The sequence below is a fragment of the Lacticaseibacillus sp. 22 genome, assembly GCF_055413445.1.
The window spans coordinates 1-7,954 of the sequence record NZ_JBVAYD010000046.1; the positions used below are offsets into that span (position 1 = coordinate 1).

Consider the following 7,954-nt stretch of genomic DNA (forward strand, 5'->3'; position numbering starts at 1 on the left):
GTTACAAAGTACAGGAAAAGCCAAATGGCCTGGCGGAAGCTTTCATTGTCGGGGCTGACTTCATTGGCGATGATTCCGTGTGCTTGATTCTCGGTGACAATATCTTTTATGGCAGCGGCTTGTCCAAGCTGGTTCAACGCTCGGCGGCTAAAACGACCGGGGCAACGGTGTTCGGCTATCAAGTCAACGATCCTGAACGTTTTGGGGTAGTCGCTTTTGATGAGCAGCATCATGTGCAATCGATTGTCGAAAAGCCAGAGCATCCGGAGAGTAACTTTGCGGTTACCGGCATGTATTTCTATGACAACCAAGTGGTGGACATTGCTAAGAATCTCAAACCGTCACCACGAGGCGAACTAGAGATTACGGATGTGAACAAAGCGTATCTCGAACGTGGCCAACTTGACGTTGAGCTTTTGGGTCGAGGATTTGCTTGGTTAGATACTGGCACTCATGAATCCTTACATGAGGCGGCTAGTTTTATTGAGACCGTTCAGAAGCGACAGAATCTTAAAATTGCCTGTCTGGAAGAAGTAGCCTACCGAATGGGTTACATTGATCGCGATCAATTACGCGAACTCGCGCAGCCACTTAAGAAGAACGATTACGGCCAGTACATTTTGCGCTTGGCAGATGAAGAAGCCTAGGAGGCAAAGACACTTGAGTTTAAAAGTTATTCCAACCAAATTAAAGGACGTTAAGTTAGTTGAAACCGATGTATTCGGCGACAATCGCGGCTTTTTCACAGAGACGTATACCCGGGAAAAGTTCATCGAAGCCGGAATCAAAAACGATTTCAACCAAGACAATCAATCACTGTCGGCCGAAGCCGGGGTCTTACGCGGGATGCATTATCAAATGGCGCCTTATGCGCAGACGAAGCTGGTGCGCGTGGTGACTGGGGTCGTTGAGGATGTTTTGGTGGATATTCGCAAAGGCTCGCCAACATATGGACAATGGGAAGGTTATATTTTGAGCCAATATAATCATCGCCAACTCTTGGTTCCTAAGGGATTTGCGCATGGCTTCATTACCTTAACGCCGAACGTTAACTTTGTTTATAAAGTGGAAGGTTATTATGCCCCTGAAGCTGATCGTGGGATTGCCTTTGATGACCCAGATATTGGGATTGACTGGCCGATGTCAACGGCACATCTGATTATGTCGGAAAAAGATCAGCATCATCCGCAATTAAAAGATGCCGAGAATAACTTTATTTACGGGGAGATTTAAACATGAAACTTATGATTACAGGCGGGGCCGGCTTTATCGGCTCAAACTTTGTCCATTTTGTTTATCAGCACCATCCAGATGTTCAGATCATGGTCTTGGATAAGCTGACCTATGCCGGCAATAAAGCCAATATCGAAGACGTTTTGGGCGATCGGGTTAAGTTAGTCGTTGGCGATATTGCGGACAAAGAACTGGTCGATCAATTGATGGGTCAAGTGGACACGGTGGTTAACTTTGCGGCTGAAAGTCATAATGATAACTCACTGATTAATCCGGATCCGTTCTTACACAGTAACGTGATTGGCACCTATACTTTGTTGGAAGCGGCCCGTAAGTATGATGTTCGCTTCCACCACATCTCAACCGATGAAGTTTATGGTGATTTACCGTTACGTGAAGATCTTCCTGGCCATGGTGAAGGACCCGGTGAAAAGTTCACGATCAACAGTCGCTACAACCCGTCAAGCCCTTATTCTTCAACCAAAGCGGCCAGTGACATGCTTGTTCATGCATGGGCACGTTCCTTTGGCGTTCGGGCGACCATCTCTAATTGCTCCAATAACTATGGCCCCTATCAACATATTGAAAAATTCATTCCGCGACAAATCACCAATATTTTGAGTGGCATTAAACCTAAGCTTTACGGAACGGGTAAGAATGTCCGTGACTGGATTCACACCAATGATCATTCCAGCGCCATCTGGGACATTTTGACTAAAGGCAAGATTGGCGAAACTTACTTAATCGGGGCTAATGGCGAACAGGATAACAAGACCGTGCTCGAATTGATCTTGAAGCTCATGGGAAAACCGACTGACTATTATGATCAGGTCAAAGATCGCCCAGGCCATGATATGCGTTATGCCATTGACGCCTCCAAGACCCGCGAAGAGTTAGGGTGGAAGCCGCAATATACCGACTTTGAAGAAGGCTTGGCGGACACCATTAAGTGGTACACCGACCATCGCAGTTGGTGGCAAGATGAAAAATCTGCGGTTGAAGCGAAGTACAAGAAGAACAGTCAATAAGTTGAACTTAACTTCAATTACCCGAGAAATAAAGGAACCACCATGAATTGATTTGAAATTTGATCAATTCATGGTGGTTCCATTTATTATCTGTTTTCTTATTTTGCGTTCAACGCATTCTGAATCACATCATGCACCCGAGTAAGTTCAGAATCAGACATAACTTCATAATCTTGTCCATCAATGTTCTGGCCTGTGCCATGTAGCTGATCACTCTTAATGGTATTCCCGGCATCACGATAATCCATTGCCAGGTTTTTAACTGATCCTAGGGAGACATCGGTACGAACGTTTTTACCAACAGCGTCTAAGAAGCTTTGACTCAACACAGTCGTTGGATTCTTCTTAAGCTTACCGATAACCGACGTCAAAATAAGCTGTTGCCGCATCTGACGGCCATAATCTCCTTGAGGATCGTCATACCGCATCCGCGAGAACTTCAAGGCATCACTGCCGCTCAAATTGTATGACTGACCTTTAACAAATGATTTGCCTTCATAGTCAAAGCTTAATGGCGAGGTTACTGTCACGCCACCAACGGCATCTACCATCTGTTCTAGGCCTTTCATGTTGACGAGCAGGTAACCATCCAATTTGATGTTTAACAGCTTCTCAACGGCTTCCATGGCGGTGTCGGAGGAACCGTAAGAATAGGCTGCGTTGATTTTGATTGTGACGTCATCAAAATCGACTTTGGTGTCACGTGGGACTGAGACCATGGTGGTTGTTTTTGATTTGGGGTTGAGTACCATCACGATCATGGTGTCGGTACGGCCTTTGTAGGAGCGGCCAAGTTCGCCTGTGTCTGTACCGAGCAGTAAGTATGCGACCGGCTTTTTGCTGGTGGTTTTATCATCGGAAGATTTGTTTGTCTTCTTATTATAGGAATATATTTGCGATGTCGAGTTGTGAACCATGTAGTACACGAAGCCGCCAAACCCCAGCGCAGCAACGAGTACGACGAGTAGAACGCGTACTAGGATCTTTTTCATCTTTAAACCTCATTTCCTCCGTAATCTTTGCATATTATACCGCAAAGTCTGCCAGCTCGCTGATCTATTGTGAAACGTTAACAAACTGTTACAAAAAAATTTGACCTTGGGAGCGCTTCATTAGATACTAGATAGTATTGGAAGGGGAACTGAATGATGATTGATGTGCATTGCCATATGTTACCGGGAATTGATGATGGTTCAAAAGACTTAACCACGTCGCTTGAATTGGCACAGGCGGCGGTGGCTGATGGGATTACGCATGCGTTGATGACGCCGCACCATATGAATGGACGGTATACGAATCATGCGGCTGACGTGATTCGGATGACGGATGAGTTTCAAGACGAGTTAGACCGCCGCAATATTCCACTAACGGTTTTCCCGTGTCAGGAAGTGCGGATTAACGGTCAGTTGTTAGAAGCAATTGACCATAACGATATTCTGACTTGTGACGTGAGCGGGCATTATGTGTTAATTGAATTTCCGTCTGACGATGTGCCGCTTTATACCCAAAATATGTTGTTTGAAGTGATGCAGCGTGGCATGATTCCGGTCATTGTCCATCCTGAGCGGAATACCCGACTGATGAAGCATCCCGGTTTGCTTTATCAGATGGTTGAACGTGGGGCCTTTGCACAGGTGACGGCTAGCAGCTATGTGGGCACATTTGGGAAAAAGGTACAACAATTTTCCGAAGACATTATCGATGCGGGGTTAGCACATGTCTTTGCCTCTGATGCCCATCACTTACCGGGTCGCAGTTATGAGATGAGTGCAGCGTTCAAGCGGTTGACTCGTAAGCGTGGCGAAAAGAAAGCCCGAATTTTTGAGGAAAATGCTCGCGCCTTGGTTAATGGGGATCCGTTAGTCCGGTTTAATGAGCGTAAGGTTGAAAAGCGTTTGTTGTCGCGGTATTAATCAACTGAGAAACGCCTTGATTGACTTAGCGTGAGAAAAAATTAGCACTCGGGTTGCGTGAGTGCTAATTTCATGCTATAATACATTATGTAAACAAGGAAAAGGCGCAACAGTATAAGTGCCAACAAGTGAATAAGCACGACACGAAAGTACTGCCAGAGCGCCTGGGAGTGCTTTTTTGTAGAGCGTGAACAGGGCCGCTTAGAAACCGGAGTGTAAGTGGCCTTGGATGTGCTGGTCGGGTTTTGACCAGTGCATCCAAGGCCCTTACACGCAGGTTTCTGGCCCTGCGAACGCGTTTAGGAAAGCAGCAAGATCTTGTGCATCCTAATAAGCTCCCCGCCACCACCGCCTTTTCCCCGCATATTCCCAACAAGGAGGAATTCGACTATGGCAAACTTTAACGATCCGTTTTTCAATCATGACATGGACGATGTATTCAATCAGATGCTTCAAGGAATGGGTAAAGGCGAGTCAGCCCGCTATGTGGTGAATGGCCACGAAATGACGCCGGATGAATTTGCGCAGTATCGGGCGACTGGTCAGCTGCCAAAGCAAGGCGATGAAATCCCGGTTGAAACGACTGGCGAACAAGCGGTTAAGAAAGGCGGTATTCTTGAAAAGCTTGGCCGCAACCTGACGCAAGAAGCCAAGGATGGTCTGCTTGATCCGGTGATTGGCCGTGATCACGAAATTCAGGAAACTGCCGAAATTTTGAGTCGACGGACGAAGAACAATCCAATTTTGGTCGGTGACGCCGGTGTCGGCAAGACCGCGGTGGTTGAAGGCTTGGCACAAGCGATTGTGAAGGGCAATGTACCTGAATCAATTAAAGACAAGCAGATTTGGTCGATTGATCTGTCGAATCTGGAAGCAGGCACGCAATATCGTGGCAGCTTTGAAGAAAAGATTCAGAATCTGATCAAAGAAGTGAAAGCTGCTGGCAATGTGCTTCTGTTCTTTGATGAAATCCATCAAATTCTTGGCGCCGGTGCAACTGGTGGCGAAGAGTCTGGCGGTAAGGGCCTCGCGGATATTATCAAGCCAGCCTTGTCGCGTGGTGAAATCACTGTGATCGGTGCGACGACGCAAGATGAATATCGCAATACCATTATGAAGGACAGCGCCTTGGCACGTCGGTTTAACGATGTCACAATCAATGAACCGAGCGCTGCCGATACGGTCAAGATTCTGGAAGGCGTCAAGAAGCTTTACGAACAGCATCATCACGTTCAGTTACCGGAAAATGTTTTGAAGGCGGCGGTGGATTATAGTATTCAATATATTCCACAGCGCTCCTTGCCGGATAAAGCAATTGACCTCATTGATATGACCGCGGCACACTTAGCAAGCAAGCACCCGATTGTTGACAAGGTGGAACTGGAAAAGCAAATCAAGGATCTCAACGCGCAAAAGGATGCAGCGGCAAAAGCTGAAGATTTTGAAAAAGCTGCCAACCTTAAGAAGGAGATTGCCGACAAGCAACATCAGCTTGAAGGAACGAACAACGAGAAGCCTGTCGTCGCAACCCCGAATGATGTCGCTGCAGCTGTTGAACGTTTGACTGGCATTCCGGTTTCCAAGCTGGGTGCATCCGATATTGAACGGCTGAAAGGCATTGGTAAGCGCCTGAAGGGTAAGGTAATTGGCCAAGACGAAGCCGTTGATATGGTTGCCCGCGCTATTCGCCGGAACCGGGCTGGCTTTGATGAAGGTAACCGCCCAATTGGCAGCTTCCTGTTTGTTGGACCAACCGGTGTCGGGAAGACCGAACTGGCTAAGCAGTTGGCGTTAGATCTTTTCGGCAGTAAAGATGCGATCATCCGGTTAGATATGTCCGAATATAGCGATCGTACAGCGGTATCCAAACTGATTGGCACCAGCGCAGGCTATGTTGGATACAATGACAACAAGAACACGTTGACAGAGCAAGTACGGCGCAATCCTTATTCCATCGTCTTACTCGATGAAATCGAAAAGGCTGATCCACAAGTCTTGACGCTGTTGCTGCAAGTCTTAGACGATGGGCGGTTAACAGATGGCCAAGGTAATGTCGTTGACTTTAAGAACACCGTCATCATTGCCACTTCCAATGCTGGGTTTGGCAATGAAGCATTAACTGGCGAGAAGGAGAAGGACGAAGATTTGATGAAGCGGTTGGCGCCTTACTTCCGTCCTGAATTCCTGAACCGATTTAACGGGATTGTTGAATTCAGTCACTTAACCAAGAATGATTTGGGTAAGATCGTTGACTTGATGCTTGAAGACGTCAACAAGACTTTGGCGAAGAAAGGCATCACACTTACCGTGACGGATGCAGCCAAGGATTGGTTGATTGCCCAAGGTTACGATGAAGCGATGGGTGCACGACCATTACGGCGGGTCATTGAACGCAACATCCGCGATAAGGTTACCGACTTCTACCTGGATCACCTGAAGGCTAAGAAGTTACAGGCTGACTTGATTGATGGTGCGATTATCGTCAGTGAAGTGCAACCAGCAAGCGACAAGCCAAAGAAAGAAGCTAGCGGTGCGAAGTAATGCGCACAGCGGCCGTCAAGCGAGAAAAATCGTTTGGCGGCCGCTTTTTTTGCTTTGAAAAAGTAGTATAATAAAATTTGAAATAAATTGCGCCCGTCTGTTTTGCCCACAACTTTTAGAACGATCAGCATGAAGGCTTATTAAAAGACAATTTATCGCCAGTATTTTATATGTCAGATTATGGTGAAAATATTTGAATATTAGTAATCGAAAATTAATTTTTCAAAAATTGTTATTGAAAGCGGTATGAGCTTGTGCTAAATTTAAAGAGAACCAACCGCTGATATGAAACTGATGTATCAGATTTTATGCTAAAAATTCACAAACTTATATTGGCTTAATTTGGCTGTAAATGCTGTTATTTATTGATGGCGAGACTTAAGTTTTATAATAACCGTTCATCACTTAACTGCTAGATGTGCTTTGGCTTGATATTGATGAGTCATAACCAGAGTGGTGATGGTGCAAACGCTTATTTATTGTCATGCGAGTCTCGTTATGTTAAGTTATCATTAAGATAATAAAAAAGTGTCCTGGGTGAATCAATATAAGCCAGTGAATGTTGTTAGCAACGAGCATGTGGGTGGTATTAGCTAGGAAACGATAGAAATATACTGTTGTTTCTGCGAGGGGTGATTGGATGATTAAGTTGTATACGTCGGGTTCTTCGAAATCAAGTCGAGAGGCTCGGGCATGGTTAGAAGCCAATGGGTTGCCATTTCAGGAAATTTCGTTGTCAAAGCAAGGTATCAGCAAGGAGCAGATTCTTGAGCTCTTGGCGCGGTCGGAGGATGGCGTTGATAGTTTAGTCTCGCGCCGATCTAAGGCATTTCAGGCACTTGACATTGATTTCGATGCGCTATCACTAAAGCAGGCGGTTGATTTGTTGGCAGAAAAACCGGCTATCCTGCGCCGTCCGATCATTGTGGATGAACGCCGACTGTTGTTTGGGTTTAATCAAGACTCTGTCCGGGTCTTTTTACCACGTGAAGTCCGGCGGCAAAAGCTTTGGACGGCTTTGTTAAATACATCGAGTGTGTGAAGTGTACCAACCAGCGTCACGTGCGGTGCTTGACCATCATTAACGATACAGAATATCGTTGATGGTGGCTTTTTTTATGGCGTGAATCACAGCCAACAGGAATTTTAGTTGGTATAGTTTTGACCCGCTATGGCAGAACTGCAGCGCCAACTTGTGCGTCCATCAAGTTGCAAAGCACGCTGAGGGTTAGCAGATAT

7 protein-coding genes are annotated in these 7,954 nt (G+C 46.1%); 6 read left to right on the forward strand and 1 reads right to left on the reverse strand.

Going from position 1 to position 7,954, the window contains the following annotated elements:
- The 3 genes from ACWP87_RS13375 to rfbB form a co-directional block, all read left to right on the forward strand.
- A partial coding sequence (locus ACWP87_RS13375) for a sugar nucleotidyltransferase (protein WP_031541879.1) occupies nucleotides 1-647 on the forward strand: 647 nt, incomplete at its 5' end.
- Complete coding sequence (gene rfbC / locus ACWP87_RS13380; RefSeq protein ID WP_032953780.1) at nucleotides 634-1,233, forward strand: dTDP-4-dehydrorhamnose 3,5-epimerase; 600 nt, start codon at nucleotides 634-636, stop codon at nucleotides 1,231-1,233. The genes ACWP87_RS13375 and rfbC, both read left to right, overlap by 14 nt.
- 2 nt (nucleotides 1,234-1,235) lie before the next feature.
- Nucleotides 1,236-2,261 carry a dTDP-glucose 4,6-dehydratase gene (gene rfbB / locus ACWP87_RS13385; RefSeq protein ID WP_014569852.1) on the forward strand — a complete coding sequence of 342 codons (1,026 nt, stop codon included), beginning with the start codon at nucleotides 1,236-1,238 and terminating at the stop codon, nucleotides 2,259-2,261.
- 98 nt (nucleotides 2,262-2,359) lie between these two features.
- On the opposite strand, the gene ACWP87_RS13390 is transcribed toward rfbB, so the two are convergent.
- Nucleotides 2,360-3,253 (reverse strand): LCP family protein, encoded by an 894-nt coding sequence (locus tag ACWP87_RS13390; RefSeq protein WP_014569851.1) that lies wholly within the window; start codon nucleotides 3,251-3,253, stop codon nucleotides 2,360-2,362.
- Between the two features lie 156 nt (nucleotides 3,254-3,409).
- Here ACWP87_RS13390 and ACWP87_RS13395 point away from each other — a divergent pair, with 156 nt between their 5' ends.
- The 3 genes from ACWP87_RS13395 to ACWP87_RS13405 all read left to right on the forward strand — a co-directional run bounded on the left by ACWP87_RS13395 (nucleotide 3,410) and on the right by ACWP87_RS13405 (nucleotide 7,757).
- Entirely contained in the window at nucleotides 3,410-4,174 is a 765-nt protein-coding gene (locus tag ACWP87_RS13395) for a tyrosine-protein phosphatase (protein ID WP_015765006.1), read from the forward strand.
- A gap of 390 nt (nucleotides 4,175-4,564) precedes the next feature.
- Nucleotides 4,565-6,715 (forward strand): AAA family ATPase, encoded by a 2,151-nt coding sequence (locus tag ACWP87_RS13400; RefSeq protein ID WP_014569850.1) that lies wholly within the window; start codon nucleotides 4,565-4,567, stop codon nucleotides 6,713-6,715.
- A 640-nt stretch (nucleotides 6,716-7,355) separates the two neighbouring features.
- Nucleotides 7,356-7,757 carry a Spx/MgsR family RNA polymerase-binding regulatory protein gene (locus ACWP87_RS13405; protein ID WP_005697320.1) on the forward strand — a complete coding sequence of 134 codons (402 nt, stop codon included), beginning with the start codon at nucleotides 7,356-7,358 and terminating at the stop codon, nucleotides 7,755-7,757.
- Nucleotides 7,758-7,954 lie beyond the last annotated feature (197 nt).

Bases quoted from the DNA above. Each gene is read 5' to 3' on its own strand.
- rfbC (WP_032953780.1), top strand. From the start codon at position 634: ATGAAGAAGCCTAGGAGGCAAAGACACTTGAGTTTAAAAGTTATTCCA.
- rfbB (WP_014569852.1), top strand. From the start codon at position 1,236: ATGAAACTTATGATTACAGGCGGGGCCGGCTTTATCGGCTCAAACTTT.
- ACWP87_RS13390 (WP_014569851.1), bottom strand. From the start codon at position 3,253: ATGAAAAAGATCCTAGTACGCGTTCTACTCGTCGTACTCGTTGCTGCG.
- ACWP87_RS13395 (WP_015765006.1), top strand. From the start codon at position 3,410: ATGATTGATGTGCATTGCCATATGTTACCGGGAATTGATGATGGTTCA.
- ACWP87_RS13400 (WP_014569850.1), top strand. From the start codon at position 4,565: ATGGCAAACTTTAACGATCCGTTTTTCAATCATGACATGGACGATGTA.
- ACWP87_RS13405 (WP_005697320.1), top strand. From the start codon at position 7,356: ATGATTAAGTTGTATACGTCGGGTTCTTCGAAATCAAGTCGAGAGGCT.